General features: G+C 56.2%; 11 protein-coding genes and 1 pseudogene. 5 read left to right on the top strand and 7 right to left on the bottom strand.

Annotation, left to right across the window (positions count from 1 at the left end; genetic code table 11):
* The first annotated feature begins 158 nt into the window (after window positions 1–158).
* The 4 genes and pseudogenes from mrdA (at window position 159) to K3169_RS29810 (ending at window position 7109) form a co-directional block, all read left to right on the top strand.
* Window positions 159–2048: a penicillin-binding protein 2 gene (gene mrdA, locus K3169_RS18245; protein WP_027900207.1), complete on the top strand. Its 1890-nt coding sequence runs from the start codon at window positions 159–161 to the stop codon at window positions 2046–2048.
* A 986-nt stretch (window positions 2049–3034) separates the two neighbouring features.
* The gene (gene poxB / locus K3169_RS18240; RefSeq protein WP_263267328.1) at window positions 3035–4753 is read left to right on the top strand and encodes a ubiquinone-dependent pyruvate dehydrogenase; all 1719 of its coding nucleotides are present in this window, start codon (window positions 3035–3037) and stop codon (window positions 4751–4753) included.
* Between the two features lie 448 nt (window positions 4754–5201).
* Window positions 5202–6251: pseudogene (locus K3169_RS29815) on the top strand (cache domain-containing protein); the annotation flags it as partial.
* Window positions 6252–6314: 63 nt separating this feature from the next.
* Window positions 6315–7109, top strand: coding sequence for a methyl-accepting chemotaxis protein (locus K3169_RS29810; RefSeq protein ID WP_411567055.1), 795 nt, complete (start codon window positions 6315–6317; stop codon window positions 7107–7109).
* 369 nt (window positions 7110–7478) lie between these two features.
* On the opposite strand, the gene K3169_RS18230 is transcribed toward K3169_RS29810, so the two are convergent.
* The 7 genes from K3169_RS18230 to K3169_RS18200 form a co-directional block, all read right to left on the bottom strand.
* Window positions 7479–8303 carry an HDOD domain-containing protein gene (locus K3169_RS18230; RefSeq protein WP_095098957.1) on the bottom strand — a complete coding sequence of 275 codons (825 nt, stop codon included), beginning with the start codon at window positions 8301–8303 and terminating at the stop codon, window positions 7479–7481.
* Between the two features lie 336 nt (window positions 8304–8639).
* Complete coding sequence (locus K3169_RS18225; protein WP_263267326.1) at window positions 8640–9593, bottom strand: 2-hydroxyacid dehydrogenase; 954 nt, start codon at window positions 9591–9593, stop codon at window positions 8640–8642.
* 141 nt (window positions 9594–9734) lie between these two features.
* A complete protein-coding gene (locus K3169_RS18220) occupies window positions 9735–11021 on the bottom strand; it encodes an MFS transporter (protein WP_263267325.1) in 1287 nt (428 codons plus the stop codon).
* A 351-nt stretch (window positions 11022–11372) separates the two neighbouring features.
* Window positions 11373–12680, bottom strand: a complete 1308-nt coding sequence (locus K3169_RS18215; protein ID WP_411567054.1) for an OprD family porin — start codon at window positions 12678–12680, stop codon at window positions 11373–11375.
* Between the two features lie 284 nt (window positions 12681–12964).
* Window positions 12965–13384, bottom strand: a complete 420-nt coding sequence (locus tag K3169_RS18210; protein ID WP_027902769.1) for a GFA family protein — start codon at window positions 13382–13384, stop codon at window positions 12965–12967.
* A gap of 439 nt (window positions 13385–13823) precedes the next feature.
* A complete protein-coding gene (locus K3169_RS18205; RefSeq protein ID WP_263267323.1) occupies window positions 13824–14720 on the bottom strand; it encodes an arginase family protein in 897 nt (298 codons plus the stop codon).
* A gap of 146 nt (window positions 14721–14866) precedes the next feature.
* Entirely contained in the window at window positions 14867–15796 is a 930-nt protein-coding gene (locus K3169_RS18200) for a helix-turn-helix domain-containing protein (protein WP_263267322.1), read from the bottom strand.
* A gap of 566 nt (window positions 15797–16362) precedes the next feature.
* Between K3169_RS18200 and K3169_RS18195 the strand changes: the two genes are divergently transcribed.
* A complete protein-coding gene (locus K3169_RS18195) occupies window positions 16363–17292 on the top strand; it encodes a hypothetical protein (RefSeq protein WP_263267321.1) in 930 nt (309 codons plus the stop codon).
* Window positions 17293–17334: the final 42 nt, after the last annotated feature.

Genomic DNA, 17334 nt, shown 5'->3' with positions numbered 1-17334 from the left:
TTTTGCCGACCGTTCGTACCGGTCAAACAAGACAAATCCTCACTGAACAGCCACTTCTTGGTATCGTGCGCACCCTGTCGTGTGCGGAAACATCTCCTCACAGATTTTTTGCTGTGCGGCCAGCGTCTGTATTAGCCAACCACCGAGAAGCTGTAGAAATGCCCGATCCAATTCCTTTAAAGGATCACGAGAAAGATGCCCGGCTGGTCAACAAGCGGTTGATCGCCTGTGCGCTGCTCGTGGCCGTCCTGAGCGCGTGCCTCGTTGCGCGGATGTATTTCCTGCAAGTCACCGAGTTCGCCTATCACTCGACCATCTCTGAAAATAACCGCGTGCACGTACTGCCCATCGCTCCCGAGCGCGGCTTGATTTATGACCGTAATGGCGTGGTGCTGGCGGATAACCGGCCCAGCTACAACATGACGCTGACTCGTGAGCGGGCAGGGGATTGGCACAAGGTCATCGATGAAGTGATGGTGCTGCTCAAGCTGCCTGAGGAAGAGCGGATCCTCTTCGACAAAGACCTCAAACAAGTGCGTCACCCGTTCGAACCCGTGACGTTGTTGTACGAGCTGAACGAAGAGCAGATCGCCGTGCTGGCGGTGAATCAGTACCTGTTGCCGGGTATCGACGTCGAGCCTCAGTTCGTGCGGCATTACCCGTTGGGCGCGCACTTCGCTCATTCCATCGGTTATGTCGGGCGGATCAACGAGAAAGAAGCCAAACAACTGGATTCCGTTGAATACCGCGGCACTCAGTCCATCGGCAAGACCGGCATCGAACGGTTCTACGAGTCCGAATTGCACGGCAAGGTCGGCTATGAAGAAGTCGAGACCAACGCCCAGGGGCGAGTGTTGCGGGTGCTCAAACACACCGACCCGGTACCGGGCAAGAACATCACGTTGAGTCTGGATATTCACCTGCAGGAAGCTGCGGAAGCCGCGCTTGGGGATCGTCGTGGTTCGGTGGTGGCGCTGGATCCGGCCACCGGCCAGGTGTTGGCGATGGTCAGCAAGCCTAGCTTCGATCCGAACCTGTTTGTCACCGGGATCAGCTTCAAGGAATACGCGGCGTTGCGAGATTCCATCGACCGGCCGCTGTTCAACCGGGTCCTGCGTGGCCTCTATGCTCCGGGCTCGACCATCAAGCCGGAAGTGGCGATTGCCGGTCTCGACAGCGGCGTTGTGAACGCCTCGACCAAAGTCTTTGACCCCGGTTATTTCCAGTTGCCGGACTTCGATCACAAATACCGTAACTGGAACCACAGCGGCGATGGCTGGGTGGACATGGACGCGGCGATCATGCGTTCCAATGACACTTACTTTTACACCCTGGCGCACAAGCTGGGCATCGACCGCATGTACGACTACATGACCATGTTCGGTCTGGGCCAAAAGGTCTCGCTGGACATGTTCGAAGAGTCAGCAGGGCTGATGCCGTCGCGGCAATGGAAGCGTGCCACACGGCGTCAGGCGTGGTTCCCCGGTGAAACCGTGATTCTCGGCATTGGTCAGGGCTACATGCAGGTCACGCCGTTGCAATTGGCCCAAGCCACTTCGTTGATCGCCAACAAGGGCGTGTGGATTCGTCCGCATCTGGCCATGGAGGTCGGCGGCAGTGCTCCGGTGGACGAGCATCCGATGCCGAACATCGTGCTGCATGATCCCAACGAGTGGAATCAGGTCAACATCGGCATGCAGATGGTCATGCACGATCCGCGGGGCATCGCTCGTGCAGCGGCGCAGGGCGCGCAGTACCGCATCGCCGGTAAAAGCGGTACGGCGCAGGTGGTGGCGATCAAGCAGGGCGAGCGCTATGACCGCGCCAAGACCCTCGAACGCCATCGGGATAACGCATTGTTCGTCGGCTTTGCACCGGCCGACCATCCGAAGATCGTGGTGGCGGTGATGATCGAGAACGGCGAGGCAGGCGGCCGGGTCGCAGGCCCCGTCGTCAGGGAAATCCTCGACGCCTGGCTGCTGGACAAGGACGGCAAGCTGAAACCGCAATATGCGGCACCGGCCAAACCGGGTGAGCCACACGTATAGGTTTTTAGCTTAGGCACTGTCTATTCTGTTTACTGCTTTAGGTAGGAGGCAACTTGTTTGCGATAGGGCTTGATGCGGTGAATCAGGTCGACCGCCTCGCGAACAAGTTCGCTCCTACCGGTTTGCGCTGGGTCAGGTAGGAGGCAACTTGTTGGCGATAGGGCTTGATGCGGTGAGTCAGGTCTGACGCCTCGCGGACAAGTTCGCTCCTGCCGGTTTGCGCTGGGTCAGGTAGGAGGCAACTTGTTGGCGATAGGGCTGATGCGGTGAGTCAGGTCTGACGCCTCGCGAACAAGTTCGCTCCTACCGGTTTGCGCTGGGTCAGGTAGGAGGCAACTTGTTGGCGATAGGGCTTGATGCGGTGAGTCAGGTCTGACGCCTCGCGGACAAGTTCGCTCCTGCCGGTTTGCGCTGGGTCAGGTAGGAGGCAACTTGTTGGCGATAGGGCTTGATGCGGTGGATCAGTCCTGCCGCCTCGCGAACAAGTTCGCTCCTACCGGTTTGTGCTGGGTCAGGTAGGAGGCAACTTGTTGGCGATAGGGCTTGATGCGGTGGATCAGCCTGCCGCCTCGCGAACAAGTTCGCTCCTACCGGTTTGCGCTGGGTCAGGTAGGAGGCAACTTGTTGGCGATAGGGCTTGATGCGGTGAGTCAGGTCTGACGCCTCGCGGACAAGTTCGCTCCTACCGGTTTGCGCTGGGTCAGGTAGGAGGCAACTTGTTGGCGATAGGGCTGATGCGGTGAGTCAGGTCTGACGCCTCGCGAACAAGTTCGCTCCTACCGTTGAGTTCGGGATAGTGCAGTGCGGTGCGTCTCAAGAATTTTCGTGCTTGTCTTTCGGGCAAGCACCGCCCGCAGGTAATCCGCTCTTCACAGATTGATCTGTGTTCTGTCACCAGCTGAACTGTGCGCCGCACAGCCTGTCGATCACTGATGCGTACCAAGACACTGGCTACGTTTTCCATCTGTCTCGACAAGGAAACCAGCATGTCCAAAACCATTGCCGATCACCTCGCTCAAACCCTCGCCAGTGCTGGCGTCAACCGTATCTGGGGGGTGAGCGGCGACAGCCTCAATGGCCTGACCGATAGCCTGCAAAGCATCGACTCCATCCGCTGGATGCACACCCGCCACGAAGAAGTCGCCGCCTTCGCCGCCGGTGCTGAAGCTGCCAGCACGGGCAAGCTGGCGGTGTGCGCGGGCAGTTGCGGGCCAGGCAATTTGCATTTGATCAACGGACTCTACGATTGCCATCGCAACCAGGTCCCGGTCCTGGCGATTGCGGCGCATATCCCGTCTTCGGAAGTCGGTCTGGGCTATTTTCAGGAAACCCATCCTCAGGAACTGTTCAAGGAGTGCAGCCACTTTGTCGAACTGGTCAGCACCCCTGAGCAATTTCCCCGGGTGCTGGAGCGCGCCATGCGTGCCGCGATTGGTCAGCGTGGCGTTGCGGTGATCGTGTTGCCGGGTGACGTCGCGCTGAGCGATGCCCCTGACGCTCTGGCCAAGTGGGTGGACACCGCGCCACCGACGGTCACGCCGAGCGAGCCGGACATCCAGCAGCTGGCCGACATCCTCAATGAATCCAAAGCAGTCACCTTGTTGTGCGGTGCCGGTTGCGCCGGAGCCCATGACGAGATGGTCGCCCTGGCCGACCGTCTTGGCGCGCCCGTGGTGCACGCCTTGCGCGGCAAGCAGTACGTCGAGTATGACAACCCGTTCGATGTCGGCATGACCGGCCTGATCGGTTTCAGCTCGGGTTATCACGCCATGTTGTCCTGCGACACACTGGTGATTCTGGGCAGCAGTTTTCCGTACCGGAACTTCTACCCGACGGACGCCAAAATCGTCCAGATCGACATCGACCCCACAGCCCTCGGTCGACGCACGCCGATAGCTCTGGGCTTGACCGGCGGCGTGAAAGAAACCCTTGCTGCGCTGCTGCCAAAACTGAATCGTCAGGAAGACCGTCGCTTCCTCGACAAGGCGCTCAAGCATTACGCCAAGTCACGGGAAGGGCTGGATGATCTGGCCACGCCATCGGCGCCGGGCAACCCGATTCATCCGCAGTACCTGACCCGGTTGATTGATGAGCAGGCCGACGCTGACGCGATCTTCAGCGTCGATGTCGGCACCCCAACAATGTGGGCTGCCCGTTATCTGCACATGAACGGCAAGCGCAGTTTGCTGGGTTCGTTCAACCATGGCTCCATGGCCAACGCGATGCCTCAAGCATTGGGCGCGAAAGCGGCGTATCCGGATCGACAAGTGATTTCCCTGTGTGGCGATGGCGGATTGTCGATGCTGATGGGTGACCTGCTCAGCGTTCGCCAACTGGACCTGCCGATCAAAATGGTGGTGTTCAACAACAGCTCGCTGGGTTTCGTGGACATGGAAATGAAAGCTGGCGGCTACGTGCCCCATGGCACTGATCTGTACGAGACCAACTTCGCCGGTATCGCTCTGGGTGCGGGCATTCTGGGTATTCGCGTAGAGAGTTCAGAAGAGTTGCCTGCTGCATTGCGCAAGGCGTTCGATCATCCGGGCCCGGTATTGCTGGATGTTGTCACCGCCAAACAGGAACTGGGCATTCCGCCCAAGATCAAACTGGCACAGGCCAAAGGCTTCAGCCTGTACATGATGCGTGCTGTGATGAGCGGGCGAGGGGATGAGGTGTTTGAGTTGGTGAAGACTAACTTGCGGTAATTCTGCCTTGTGGCAGGAAGTGGCTCCTTATTCCTGACACACCGCTGCCGTACAGCAAGCCCGGATTTGTAGGAGCGCACGAGCATCGCGAGGCCGCGATAACGGAGTATCAGACAAACCGCTATCGATGGCCTCGTAACCTCGGTGAGCTCAGGATTGGGTTCAATGGAAGACGGCATCACCTGTCAGAGGTTACATAGGCGCCGACTGCATGTTGTCTGATGCACTAATATTTCGTTTCAGTCGGCAGAGTGTGTGAAATCTTTAGGCCTTAAAACGCAGTATATGTAACCATTCATCGCGTATTAATTTGTCATACGTCCGACTATTTGGATCCGATAAATATATTTGTTCCGGACACTATCCTTTTACACAAAGAGCCAGTACAAACGCCGCAATGTGTTCACTGTTTCAGTGAACAGCCGTGCGCTGTAGCAACTCATTTGTAATGGAAGTATCCGCAATGATGAAAAGTCTGGGTTTCAGCAGAAAGATTCTGCTCGCCGCCGCGTTGGTGGTCGTGGTTGCATTTACCTGTTTTATTGTTGTTAACGATTACCGACAACGTCAGACTTTGAAATCCAATGTCTTTGCTGAACTTCAACAGTTGGGTGGCCTGACTACTCAGAATATTCAGACCTGGCTGGAGAGCCGTACCCAGCTGCTGCAATCCATGGCGCAGCGGGTCGCGGCGGATGGCAAGGCGATTCCGGATCTGCAGAGCTCCATTGGTATCCCGGCTTATACCGACAATTTCCAGCTCAGTTATTTCGGTGGTACTGACGGCGTGATGTTTTCGGTGCCAGCGGGTAATCGCCCGGCAGATTATGATCCCCGTGCGCGTGGCTGGTACAAGGCGGCGCAAAACGCCCCGGGCACTGTTGTGACCGAACCGTACATTGCCGCTTCGTCGGGCAAGTTGGTCGTGACACTGGCGGCGCCGGTCAAGTACCAGAACCAGTTCATCGGCGTTGCCGGTGCTGATATTTCACTCGAGAGCATTACCAAGACCATCAATTCGCTGAATTTCGGTGGGCATGGTTATGCATTCATCGTCAGCGGCGACGGCAAGATTCTGATTCACCCGGACAGCAAACTCATCCTGAAGAACATCAGCGAAGCCTATCCGACCGATACGCCGAAGATTACTGCGGGCGTGACCGAGATTGCGTCCGCCGGTAAAGCGGAAATCATGTCGCTGACCAAGGTAGAAGGCGTTTCTTCGGCTAACTGGTATGTGGCGCTGGTACTGGATCAGGATGCGGCCTACGCCATGCTCGGCGAATTCCGTACGTCAGCGATTACTGCAATGGTCATTTCCGTGGTGATCATCATTCTGCTGCTGGGCATGTTGATCAGCGTGCTGATGCAACCGCTGCATCAAATGGGCCGCGCCATGCGTGACATCGCTGATGGTGACGGCGACCTGACCAAGCGTCTGGCCATTACCTCACAGGATGAGTTCGGCGAATTGGCCCAGTCGTTCAACCGATTCGTTGAGCGTATCCACGGCTCCATACGCGAGGTGGCTTCCACGGCTGGCCAGTTGGGCGATGTGGCGATGCGGGTAGTGAAGGCTTCCAACTCCTCCATGACCAACTCCGACCAGCAGGCCAATCGTACCGAAAGCGTTGCGGCGGCGATCAACGAGCTGGGGGCGGCTGCCCATGAAATTGCCCAGAACGCGGCGCGTACTTCTCAGCAATCTGCCGATGCCAGCCAGTTGGCGAGTGATGGTCAGCAAGTCGTACAGCAGACCATCAGCGCGATGAACGAGCTGTCGGCGAAGATCAGCGAATCCTGCGCCAACATCGAGAACCTGAACGGCAAGACGGTCAACATCGGTCAGATTCTTGAGGTGATCACCAGTATTTCCCAGCAAACCAATCTGCTAGCACTGAATGCGGCGATTGAAGCGGCGCGCGCCGGCGAAGCAGGGCGTGGCTTTGCGGTGGTGGCCGATGAGGTGCGCAGCCTGGCACACCGTACTCAGGATTCGGCGCAGCAAGTGAAGAAGATGATCGAGGAACTGCAGATCGGCGCTCGGGAAGCGGTGGTCACCATGACCGAAAGCCAGCGTCAGAGTGAAAGCAGCGTGACCGTCGCCAATCAGGCGGGCGAGCGGTTAAGCAGCGTCACTCGTCGTATCGATGAAATCAACGACATGAACCAGTCCGTAGCCGCTGCGACTGAAGAGCAAACCGCGGTGGTGGAGTCGATCAACGTCGATATTACGCAGATCAATACGCTCAATCAGGAAGGCGTCGATAACCTGAAGCTGACGCTGGACGCTTGTTCATATCTGGAAGAGCAGGCTGCCCGGTTGCAGCATCTGGTGGGGACTTTCAGGATCTGATGTGAAGAGTAAGGCTTGAAACCGGGTCGCCCTTATCGCGGGCAAGCACCGCTCCCACAGTTTGAAATGCAATGCCATGGGAGATTCTATGTTGGCCTGCAAACCTGTGGGAGCGAGGCTTGCCCGCGATGCAGACGACTCGTTTTTTCAGCTACACCGTGTCATCGTTCATCGCGAGCAAGCTCACTCCTACAGATGACCAATATTGTGAGCGGTGCCTTGGCCGAGCCGCATCCGGACAGGACGATAAACGATGATGTAGTGTGTCTTCCCGCCTCGTCTCATGTATCGCGGGCAAGCACCGCTCCCACAGTTTGAAATGCGATGCCATCTGGGAGCGGTGCTTGCCCGCGATAACGGCGACTCGGTCTAACTCAGCAATTCTGCGAACGCTTTGTCCGCCTCCAGTACGGCGGGCAGTCCGGCAAACAATGCATCCAGATTGACCCCTTCAGTCAGCGGTCCGACCACCGCCTGTTGCGCTTCTGGCGTAGCACCGCCGTGGGCTTCGAGCGCATCGGAAACCAGCATCGCCTGAGCCACGATACGCGGCAGGGGAGCATTGCCTGGCGCTTGTAACGGTTTTGCCTGATACGCAATGGCTTGCTGGATCACCTCCGGCAGATGCCAGCGACGGGCCAGTTCCTCACCTACCTCGGGATAGCCAAAACCTAACTGGACCGTTTCATTGGCCGCGCGGCCCGGCGTGCCCGTTTTGCTCGCAGCGTTGATACGCTCGGCGACTTCCGGCGCGCCGGTCTGGATCAACAACTCGCCGATGTCATGCATCACGCCGCAGGTAAACGCAATCTCCGGGTCCACGCCGCTCTGTTTCGCCAGCATCCGGCAGATCCCGGCCACCTGAAAACTCTTCAGCCAGAAACCTTTCAGATCAAAACTCGGTCCGGCTTTGAACGCGCCCGTTACCGCCGAAGCGAGCACCAGCGTGCGCAGCGTGTTGAAACCCAGACGCATGGCTGCGTCTTCGATACTGGACGACTCCCGGGAGCCACGAAACCGGGCCGAGTTGGCCAGGCGGAGAATCTTCGCCGAAATCACCGGATCCTTTTCGATATTGCGAGCAATGCTTTCCAGGCTGGAAGAAGGGCTGTCAAATTGCAGGATCAGATCCTGAGCGACTTTTGGAATGCTGGGGAGGCTATGCAGATTGGCGAACAGCGTTTCAATACTCATGGAAGACTCACCTTTTTTCGTCCTGAAACAGAACGATAGGTGATTCTGGCGAGCTTGCATGGTCAACGATCGTTAAATGCGTGAAACAGTAGGCAAATCCAACAGCTACGCTGGTCAACTTAGGGGAGCTGCCATCTTTGACGCGCAGCAAACACGGACCCTGTAGGAGTGAGCTTGCTCGCGATAGCGTCAGGCCTGACGGTAATTTCTTGAAAAGTCTACCGTCATCGCGAGCAAGCTCACTCCTACAGATCCTGTGTTTGCTTCACGACAACGCGGCATTTTAGACGGGGCGTTACCTCCCACCAAACGAGTGTTCCAATCCGTCCGGGGTGATTAACCCAATACCGGCGTAACCAACTCACCTTCGTCGATATAACGACTCAGGTTGGCGAACACCAGATCAGCCATGGCCTTGCGGGTTTCATAGGTGCCGCTGCCGATGTGCGGGGTCAGTACAACCTGGTCCACGCTCAACAGTTCGGCAGGTACGTTCGGTTCGTCCTCGAATACATCCAGCCCGGCACCGGCGATCTCACCCGCCTGTAGCGAGGCGACCAGGGCTTTTTCGTCGACGACCGTGCCGCGTGCCACGTTGATCAGGAAAGAATCCGGACCCAGTGCCTTGAGCACCGATGCGCTGATCAGCTTCTCGGTATCTGCACCGCCCGGCACGATCACCACCAGATAATCGCTGACCCTGGCCAGTTCGTGGAGGTCAGCGTAATGGGTGTAGGACACATCGGAATACGCCTCACCGCGACGGAAATAGGCGATTTCCATGTCGAACGCCGCAGCACGAGTGGCGATGGTTTTACCGATCTTGCCCAGCCCGACGATGCCGCAGGTTTTGCCTGCCAGATCGCGGCCCAGAGGGAATTTGCCGTTTGGCCATTTACCCGCACGCACAAAACGCTCGGCTTCACTGATCTTGCGGCTCACGCAGAGCATCAGTGCGAGGGCAGTTTCCGCGACGGCTTTGTTCAAGACATCCGGGGTGTTGCTGAATTTGATGCCGCGCCCTGACAAATAGTCGGTGTCGATGGCGTCGTAACCCACGCCGAAGCTGGTGACGACTTCAAGATTGGGCAGACGGTCCAGCACCTGATTGTCGGTGCCGTACACGGCGCTGGTGACGATGGCGCGAATCTTCTCGCCGTGGGTGGAGAGCCAAGCTTCCAGGTCTGCAATCTCCCAGCGATTGTGCACGGTAAAGTCCCGGGCCAGCGCTTCAGTGAGAGAGGCGTGCATCTGGCCCCAGACCAGTACTTCGGCTTTGCTTTGAGTCATAGTGGATCGCTCGTCATTTTATTGTTGGGAAAACATGAAGGCATGCTTAGCGTCATATGTCATCGTACAACTAGGCTTGATCATATACGCATGGTGCCGTCATTCAAGTCCGAATGTTCGATTCACAGCCTGGCGATGTGTTCAGAAAACCTTGTAGCCAGCGACCTGCCGACCTTTCGGTCCCGTTTCCAGAATCAATAACGCCAGCACGATTGCGAGCACGATGCCCCCCAGCAACCACGCGCCGGCAGCCTGGAATATGGGCAGGGTCAAGGCGCCGCCCATTGCCATGCGCGCCAGCAAATAACCAAATACCGGTGTAAGCAGGGCGCTGAAGGTAAAGACCAGAAAATTGATCGCACCGGTGGCACTGCCCTTGACGTTGTCGGCGTTGACTTCCTTGATGATCGAGTAGGGAATCATCGCTGCGCCAGAGCCGATCCCCAACAACAGACCGAACAGATACGGCGGGGCAATACCAGCTGGCAGATACAGAATCGCCGCACTGGCGATCAACATCAGCGACGCGCCACCGATCAGTACCGGCTTGCGTCTGCCGATGCGGTCGGAAATATAACCGAGCAACGGGCAACCAATCACCCAGCCCAGCGGGATCATGCTGCTGCGGTTGACTGCCTCGCTGTACGTGACCGCCAGACCGTCACGCAGGAATGGAACGCCCCAGATCATGTCGCCGATAGTCGTCGGCAGAAACAACAGGCCCGCCGTGAAACCGCATAACCATGACTGTGGATTACTCAGAACCTGCTTGTAGGGCGTCAATACTGAACCCAGTGAGTTGCTGCTCCCGGCGGGGCGTGGATCGTGACCTTTGGGCGTCATTAACAGCACCAGAATGGCAATCACGAACAGGCAACCGGCAGCGATGAACCAGAATTGTTGCCACGGGATAGTCCCGTGAATGATCGGGCCCACGGCAAATTGCCCGGCGAAGCCGCCCATCATGCCGAAGCATTGAGTGAAACCGACGGCAGTGGCCAGATACCGCGGCGGGAAGCCATGCGTTGCCAGATACACTGCGCCAATGAAGGCACTGGCCGATCCCGCGCCCTGCAGCAGGCGACCGATTTGCGCGACGTGCAACTCACCCAGGCCGAATAAGGCTGCGCCCGCTGCAACCATGAGAATGCCCGCCGGTATCACGTACTTGGCACCCAGTCTGTCCAGTGCCGCGCCCGCAATGATCGAGAAAATCGAGTAGGTGTAGTAATACAGACCGACCAGCGCGCTGACGGCCACCACATCGCGGCCAAACGCTTCGGTCAACTCCGGCATCATCACGCCGGGTGCCGAGCGCAGGGCGTATTGCACAAAGTAGAAGAGGGCGCAGAACAGCCAGGCGACCACGAACCCCATGTGCAGTGGTTCGGAGCGGACGGACAACGGCGCGGACGAAGCAGGAGGCATGAGGATGGCCTTGTTGGAGGGGCGATGGACCTCAGCCTAGTCGCTTTCCGGGATCCGAAAGCTGCGCCGGATCAATGGATGGAGTTTCAGGAGATCGGACTGCGCGCTTTCACGCAGCAAATGCAGTCCCTGTAGGAGCGCACGAGCACCGCGAGGCCGCGAGGCCGCGATGGCGGTGTATCAGACAGGACGCCATCGCTGCCTCGCGGTGCTCGTGAGCTCCTACAGAGCCATTGTTTACTCGAGACAAAAATTAATGACCAAAAAAAGGCGCTCGCGAGAGCGCCTGAAACACCTTGGTTGCAGAGCGGGAGCTTCCAGGGCGGTGTTGCTAAAACCTCATGCCGCTCTTCACAGAACGCTCAGCGGATACTCGACAATCACCCGGACCTCATCAAGGTCTGACTCAAATGCAGTCGCTCGTGTGGTGGCCTGTCTCACGCGCAGTGACAGGTCCTTCAGATTGCCAGTCTGCACGATGTATTTCGCTTCGATATCCCGCTCCCAGCGCTTCTGATCGGTGAGTGGATTGCCATCCGAATCCCGGCGCATGTAAGTGCTGTTCGCATTGGAATAGTCCGCGTCGGTGCCTTTGCCGTAGCGCGTCATGAACGACAGGCCGGGTACCCCGAACGTGGTCATGTCCAGGTTGTAAGTGACCATCCACGAGCGCTCTTTCGGTGAGTTGAAGTCGCTGTACTGGATAGAGTTCGCCAGGTAAATCGAGTCAGATTGTCTGAGGTAATCGAAGTCGTCGTCGCCTTCATTTCGCTGGTGCGAGACGGCCAGGGTATGAGCGCCGTATTGCAGGCCGATCTTCGCACTCCAGATGTCGTTGTCGAATTCACCGAGGAGCTTTTTGCCTTCGTCGGTGGCGTTGTAGTAATTCAGGCTACCGGTCAGTGCCAGATTGTCCGAGAGCGGCAATGTGTAGGAAGTGGAGGCGTAAGTCTGGTCCCACGCGTCTTTCAGCCTGCTGGTATACAGGCTGAGGCTCAGACTGTCGGTGGCAGCGTAATCACCTCCGAAATAGGCGACCCACGGAGCGTTGACCGAACCTGCATAAAACGTTGCGAAGTTATCGCGCATGCTGCTGGAGGCCGGCTGGCTCATTGAGTGAAGGCGGCCACCCTGAAGGGTTAAACCGCTGATACTGGTGTTGGTCGCTGTTACACCGCGGAAACTTTCAGGCAGCAGTCGCGAGTCGCCAAAAGAAACTACCGGCGTGGATGGAAAGACATCCCCGACCTTTACAACCGTATCGAATGCCCTGGCTTTCAGAGCGCCACCAACCTTGCTGTATTCGTCTTCGGCCTCACCATCCCCATCGACCGGCAGAACATCGAACGAACTGCGTCCGCCGTTTCGACCATCACCGGTGTCGAGTTTGATGCCCAGCATTGCGAACGCATCGACACCAATACCAAACGTACCCTGAGTGAAACCGGATTCGAATTTGCCGATCACGCCTTGAGCCCATGCTTCGGAATAGCCATTCCCGGTGGGGCTTGATTCGCCTTTGCGATGGTCACGGTTCATGTAAAAACTTCGATTGAGTACAGTCAACGTACTGCCTTCGATAAACCCTTCTTTTTGCTCTTCTGCAAAAGCAGTAAGCGGTGTGACACTCGCAAGGGTGGATAAAACGGCCAAAGTCATTTTGTTGAGGTGAGTCATAGTCGCTCCGTTCAAATCGGCAGATTTCTTATGTGTCGACCTGGCTTTTTTTATAAATTCGAGCGCTGCCAGTGGGGCACAATCTTGACGAGTTGAAGATAACGACGAGATGGTTGAAAGATTACAAATGTGCAATCAAACGTTTATGTTGCGGAGACTGAAAGTTGCCGGTCACTGCTGATGACTTATTTGCGGGAGATCGCTGCGTCCGCTTGATGCATCAGCCTTCGACCCAGTCTAGCGAGGCCGGAAGGCTGATATCGCATTCAGCCGGGGGCGTTGGTCGGTGGCTCGCGGTCGGCGGGATGATTGACGCCGTCACTGGTCTTGATCTGGCCCAGGTCGTAAGGGTTCACGCCTTCCAGGCAACCCAGATTGAAACCGTATTGATCCGGTGAGGAGCGCCGCTGGTGATGGGTGTAAATCCCGCAGTTACCGCAGAAATAATGCTTCGCTGTACGGGTATTGAATTGATAGAGCTTGAGCTGGGTCTGGCCCTGAATGACTTTGACACCGTCCAGCGCGACCGACGCAACGATGGCACCTTTGCGGCGACACATCGAACAATCGCAGCGCCGAGGGTCGACAATGCCGTCGGGTAAATCCAGCTCCAGAACCACTGCGCCGCAATGGCACGATGCACGGTGTTTGGGTTTTATTTCAGTGGGGCCGACTTTCTTGATCACGGGCTATTCCTCCTGAGGTAATTCAACAGGGTAGCCGTTTAGAGTTAACGGTGCACATGTTGGCCAGCAGGCACCATTTCCGTGAACTCATTACCAAGAGGCCGGTATACCGCCGGACTTGATTCTATGTTTGCCCGCAAGGTGAATTGCGACGCAGAACCTGTGGGAGCCGAGCTTGCTCGCGATAAGGGCGCCGCAAATATCAGGCAGATTGCGTCCAGCCTCATCGCGAGCAAGCTCTGCTCCTATCAAACAAGAAATAACTACCTGATTTGAAATGCATTTTCTGTAGGAGTGAGCTTGCTCGCGATAGCTTCAGCACAGGCAATATATTCATCGACCAACAGATCGAATCGCGAGCAAGCTCACTCCTACAGGGTCCGTGTTTGCTGCGCGACAGCGTGGTGTCAGGGACACCGGGGCGACTCCCATATGAAAGTCAGGTATCAGCTCGCCGGTAAACGTTGCCCAGCAATGGCAGGCTAGCCAACATGTTTTTCAGCGCAAGCGCGTCCCAGGGCAGATGCTCTGCGACACCCATCCCGACCACATCCACGACGTTTGCCACATCGTGTAGCAGGCGCACGACTTGATCCATGGTCATCTTGCCTTGGGCGATCCCTTCAAAGGTGTCAGCCGGGACGTTGGGTTGGGCGAATAGCAGCGAGCGGAAGATGCTCGGGTCCAGCACATCAAGGTCCAGGTGAATGGCCAGATGCCTGGCCCCGGTCTCCTTGAGCCATGTCAGCACCGGTTCGCTGGTGTTCGCCAGGTCAGCAGGACTCGCGCTGCGAAGGCCGAGGCGCTTGATGGTGGCGGTTTCGACGTCCATGGTTTCCTGCAGACCGGCATACATGACATTCGCCGGTTTCAGCGGGCGCTTCACTGCCCGGGCAAAGTCCGGATCTCCCTCGCCCAGAAGGTTGCCCAGCACCATGGCGTGTGCGTGCTCGAATTCCTTAGGGGTCAAAACGTCAGGATGGGCGTCGACCCAAAGTACTGCCAGCTCGCCGTCGTAGCGTTCATTGAGATAAGCAAATGGTGCAAGGTCGACCAGGCAATCACCGCCCAATACAACCATACGATCAGGCTGATGTTTCTCAATCAATTGCCGCGCGTGGCTCAATTGCTCAAGCAAGCTCTGACGAGCGACGATGCCGTTTTCGTTTTGCAGCGGTTTGCCATCCGGCTTCGCGACAGGCACTTCCTCCACGGGGCCATTCGTCTCGGGAGCGAGCCATGAGAGCAGTTGGGCGCCGAAGAAGTAAGGGGCGTTGTTGCCACCTTGCCATTGCGGGAATAACAGGCGCAGGGTTTTATCTGAGGCGTTAGCCATCTGTTCACCATCGGGTTGGCTAGGTTAAATCATTGATTAGTCACCGTTGGCGCGAGTCTAAGCCGCGCACTTTTGATACTGCGCCGTAAAGCAATAAGCCGCTTTGCCGGAAGTGCCAGATGCTGTGCTCAGAATGCCAGGTGTAATCAGGCCCGATGCAGCAGTTGCTGAGGCGAGATGCCATAGGCTTTTTTGAAAGCCCGGCTGAAGTGCGAGAGGTTGCTGAAACCAAAGCTCAATGCTGCGTCGCTGACGTGATTGAACGACTTTTTCAGCAGGGCGTCATGGCAGGCCGATAGCCGCTGCTGCCAAAGCCAGCGAATCACTGTGGTTCCTTCCGTGGCAAAGAGTCTGTTCAATGTTCTGGGCGACATGTGCACGGCGGCGCAGATGCTTACCACGCTCATCCCGGTCTGGCCAAGATTTGCCTGAATGTGCTGTTTTACTCCGGCAAGCTGCTTGTGCCGGTGTGATGCCTGTTTAGGCGTCAGGGAGCTATAAGCTGTTTCGAACGCGCTGGACAACACATCCAGCAGCGCACCATTGAGTCGGTCGCCGATAGCAGCATCAGGCGTCTCGGCCTTCCACATCTCAATCAGCATTGATTTTGCGAGCCCGCCCAGCGGCGACTGGCTCTCCAGTGTTCGGCTTAAAAAACCTTCGTAATGAGGAATATGAGCCAGCAGCAGCGAGCGAGGCACGGCGAGCACTATCTGATCGTCGCCAGCGGGAAGGGTGCAGGTGAAGGGTTGAGCGCTGTCGTATAAAACGATGTCCCCGGGTAACTGGCGCGAAGTTCTGCCTGACTGGCTGATGTAGGCTTCCGGGCACAGGGTGAGGGTCAGGAAGAGCGTGCCATTTCCCCGGTCGTCTCGGGGACGTTTGTACTCCACCGGCAAGGATCTGATTCGGCTGAATAACACACTGCCCTTGGTCGTGACATCCAGTGAGCCATCGAACAGCTCATCTGTTAACTGGCGGTTCTTGGTGAGTGTGTAGGTCGAGCAGACGACATCTTGCCAATAATCGAAACGCTCCTTCGCATCGATGTGTGCAGTGGGGAAGACAATCGCCATGGGGCGCTCCGGTAAACAAGCCGACAAAACTTCGCAAATCACCGTATCAGATATTCGGCGGAGTGGAGGCGTGCGGCGACGTGATGCAACTGGATGCGCCCTTGGCTGCTTCAGTACATTGAGACGCAGCCAATTGAGGCGTTTTCCATCGCGACTTCAGCAGGCTCTAAATCGAACGGCGTCAGAGAATTTTCTTTCGCAGTCTGCGGTCCCTGCGTCGGTGATGTTTTACCGCAAATATCTCAGCGAACGAGGCAAGGTACCGCCCGCGCTGAAAGTAGGTATTCCCCAGATGTGGGCCGTGACCGAAACGAGGCTGAATCCAGCAAACACGCATGGTTGGGGGCGTGAAAATTTGCTCGTTCTGGGGCCAGGTGCGTAATTGTATGGACTTGACCAGTCGTTTGCATTGGTTCTGACCAGCACGCTATGTGTCCTTTAGCGGCAGAAATCGGCCAATAGCGGCCACTCATGATCGCCATCAATAGTACAAAAGCGCATGATCGCCATTGCAGTGGCATTATGGTACTGCGAAGGAAACTTTTCTTACACGCTAGGAGCTTTCTGTGGAACGAAGTAGATCAGAGCATATTTTAGCCCTAGCCAAAGAGCTACTGGACGACATCGAACTAACCAGGCTGCCCGCTGAGTCCTTGCTTTTGAAAGCTTCAAGGCTGGCTCGATGGGTTGGCTCTGACCAGATCAAATATTGGATCAGCCTGGAGATGCAAGGGTATAACGGAACAAATGAAATATCGCTCAAATACATGGGGCTTACAGGTAGATGGATCAATAGAGAGGAGAAGAAAGGCTACTGGGGTCCTCTTGCACAGCAGGAGGCAGCACTGGCAGCCCAGAACATAAAGTTGAAATCTCTTACCACTCCCGATACTAGCGGGGACTGGGCATACCGTATCATGGCTATGCATGAAAAGCAGTTGGCCAATACGACAAACTATATATCGACCTTAAGTGGAATTAAAAGTCGCGTTCTTTCGATCCTGCATACATTTGTTTCTGGAATATATTATGAAAAGGAATTTGACAACTTGTCCGAGTCCATATTCGAAAAATATAAAAGTGACGTTGACAGCCTAATATCTGCCAATTGTGGCGACGTTCTAGAGCAGATACCATCGGTAATATCAAGATTGGCAGAAGGGGATTCGGAATCCATCAGCCAAGCGTTGACAACTGTACGCCGAATAATTGATTCTTTTGCAGATTCAATTTTTCCTCCGAGAGAAACAACAATTAACATCGGGGGCAACGAAGTTACTCTTGGCGCCAACAAGCATCAAAATAGGATCAATGCATTCGTTAACGAAAGAATCGAAAGCAAGTCGCGCAAAGTCAAGATTCGTCAAAATCTTTCGAATCTTTATGAAAGAGTTTCTGTTGGTGTACATAACGATGTGTCTGCTGAAGAAGCTAGATCGCTATTTCTGAACTGCTATTTATTATTAGGTGAGGTTCTGCATATTTCCGAAGCTTGAAACTTAAAAGCTTTATGACAATATTCGGTCCTTAGAATAAAT

This window comes from Pseudomonas phytophila (genome assembly GCF_025643095.1).
GTDB lineage: Bacteria > Pseudomonadota > Gammaproteobacteria > Pseudomonadales > Pseudomonadaceae > Aquipseudomonas > Aquipseudomonas quasicaspiana.
The sequence above is the reverse complement of the archived record's forward strand: the minus strand, read 5'-3'. Positions and strand labels throughout refer to the sequence as shown.

Bases quoted from the DNA above. Each gene is read 5' to 3' on its own strand.
- K3169_RS18215 (WP_411567054.1), bottom strand. From the start codon at position 12,680: ATGACTTTGGCCGTTTTATCCACCCTTGCGAGTGTCACACCGCTTACT.
- K3169_RS18225 (WP_263267326.1), bottom strand. From the start codon at position 9,593: ATGACTCAAAGCAAAGCCGAAGTACTGGTCTGGGGCCAGATGCACGCC.
- K3169_RS18230 (WP_095098957.1), bottom strand. From the start codon at position 8,303: ATGAGTATTGAAACGCTGTTCGCCAATCTGCATAGCCTCCCCAGCATT.
- K3169_RS18205 (WP_263267323.1), bottom strand. From the start codon at position 14,720: ATGGCTAACGCCTCAGATAAAACCCTGCGCCTGTTATTCCCGCAATGG.
- mrdA (WP_027900207.1), top strand. From the start codon at position 159: ATGCCCGATCCAATTCCTTTAAAGGATCACGAGAAAGATGCCCGGCTG.
- K3169_RS18220 (WP_263267325.1), bottom strand. From the start codon at position 11,021: ATGCCTCCTGCTTCGTCCGCGCCGTTGTCCGTCCGCTCCGAACCACTG.
- K3169_RS18200 (WP_263267322.1), bottom strand. From the start codon at position 15,796: ATGGCGATTGTCTTCCCCACTGCACACATCGATGCGAAGGAGCGTTTC.
- K3169_RS29810 (WP_411567055.1), top strand. From the start codon at position 6,315: ATGCGGGTAGTGAAGGCTTCCAACTCCTCCATGACCAACTCCGACCAG.
- poxB (WP_263267328.1), top strand. From the start codon at position 3,035: ATGTCCAAAACCATTGCCGATCACCTCGCTCAAACCCTCGCCAGTGCT.